The following is a 2,080-nucleotide window of genomic DNA, read 5'->3' as shown; positions in this document are numbered from 1 at the left end:
CAGGCTATTCCTGGGCGGGGGAAAATATGGGTGGTGCAGTCGCCGGAAGGCGGGGACGGTTCCACCACGGTAGCCACCAACCTGGCAGCACTGCTGGCTAAAAAACACCCGGAAAAAGTAATACTTCTTGACCTTGACGGTTTTGGGGAGGTGAGAAGCCGCATGGGACTGCCGGTAAGCCACTGTCTGGTCAACATTCTGGACTGGCAGGATATCCGGCAGGCAAGCCAAATGCAAAAAGCCATGGTACACCATTCCTCTGGTGTCATGGTGGTACCCGGTGTTCTGCACCACGACCACATGCAGTTTATTACCGCAGACTTCATTTTTAATCTGTTGTCCCTGCTGAAAGAAAGATTTGACCACATCATTTTAGACTGCTCTCCAGTAGGACAGCAGAACAACACCTGGGCGGCCTCGTTGGTGGCAGATACCATTCTAGCTGTTATTAAGCCAGACCGGACAAGCCTGGATCTAATCAAAGATAACCTGAGCTACCTTAACAGGTTAGGCTGTGGGGGTAGGACATATGTCCTGCTGAACCAGGCCGGAATGCCAGGTGGTATACGCAAAGCAGACATACTTAACAAAAAACACTCGGATATTGAAATTGACTTTATTCTGCCATACAGCGAACTGGTACAAGAAGCTAATAATAAACGAGAACTGGTGCTATTAAGCAAACCAAAAGACGATTTTAGTCAGTATTTACAAAATATGGAGGTAAATCTGGAAAAACAATCCGCTCCCCCGGTACACGATATTGACAAAGAACTGCTCCAAAAACTGGCCGCCAACTGTTCTGCTTTCCAGCCGCCGGAACTAGAGGATGAAGAAAATGCTTTAGAAAATGCCAGCAGTATTACCGCTAAAATACCGGGCTTAAAAGAACATGACTACCGCAGAATTAAGATTTACGTCCAGGATGCCCTGCGGAGGCAGTTAAAGCCGGAAGAAAACAAGGGTACTAGAGACCCCATTGTTCGTTCACGATTGCGTTCCATCGTCTCCCGGGCGCTGGTGAATCACAGCATACCCCTGGGACAGTCGGCGGCAGAAATGTTAGTAGAAGAATTGGGCAATGAATGCCTGGGCTTCGGACCATTGGAGCCTTTCTTTTATGACCCGGAAGTGACGGAAATAAAGGCCCGGTGGAACCAAATCAGAGTAGAAAAGCACGGGCAGGAGTTTATAGCAGACGTTACCTTCCGGGACGAACAACACATCAGGGATATTTTAGACAGGATGTTGGCCCCTACCGGGCGGTCCGTAAGTCCGGCCAACCCAAAAGTAATAGCACGCCTGTTTGATGGTTCCCGCCTGATAGCCCACATCCCCCCGGTAGCCGTTCATGGGACTTTAATTACCATCCGCCGGTTCCGGCAGGACTTAAATATTGAAAACCTGATTGAAAACGGGGCCATGAGCCGGGAAATGGCTGAATTCCTGCGGGCGGCAGTAGTAACTAAACAAAACCTGGTAGTGTCCGGCGGTACATCTTCCGGCAAAACTACTCTGCTGAACTGTATTGCCAGCTTTATACCACACAACGAGAGCATTGTTACTATCGAGGATCCGGCAGAACTGCAATTACAGCACCCGGATGTTCGTTCGCTGGAAGCCAGACCCGCCAATAACGAGGGTCTGGGTGAAGTAACCATGCGGGAACTGGTGGCGGATGCCCTGCGGATGGCCCCAAAACGCATTATCGTGGGCGAGTGCCGCAAGGGAGAAACCTTTGATATGCTGCAGGCCATGAACACCGGACACGAAGGCAGTATGAACACCCTGCACGCCAACAGTGCTTACCTTGCAGGTAAACGTATGGTCAGCATGGTGCAGATGGCTGACATGGGCCTGCCCTATGATGCTATTGTGGAACTCTGCAGTGTGGTTGACATTATTGTGCAGGCAGTTAAAGAACGCAAAACCGGCAAAAGAAGGATTGACCATATTGCCGAGGTAGTAGGGGTAAAAAGAAATGAAGAGGGAGTGCTGTCCCTGGATTTAAATTACTTGTGGCAGTATAACAAGGCTACTGGACAATTTGAGTGGGTGGCCGACAGATTTACCCGTCAAG

1 protein-coding gene is annotated in these 2,080 nt (G+C 49.9%); it reads left to right on the top strand.

Annotation, left to right across the window (positions count from 1 at the left end; all coding sequences use genetic code 11):
- Positions 1 to 30 precede the first annotated feature (30 nt).
- A partial coding sequence (locus BUB67_RS15865) for an ATPase, T2SS/T4P/T4SS family (RefSeq protein ID WP_073240322.1) occupies positions 31 to 2,080 on the top strand: 2,050 nt, incomplete at its 3' end.

Origin of the sequence: Desulforamulus putei DSM 12395 (assembly GCF_900129195.1) — a bacterium.
Classification (GTDB): Bacteria; Bacillota; Desulfotomaculia; order Desulfotomaculales; family Desulfotomaculaceae; genus Desulfotomaculum; species Desulfotomaculum putei.
Note: the sequence above shows the minus strand (reverse complement) of the source record. Positions and strands in the feature narration are given on the sequence as shown.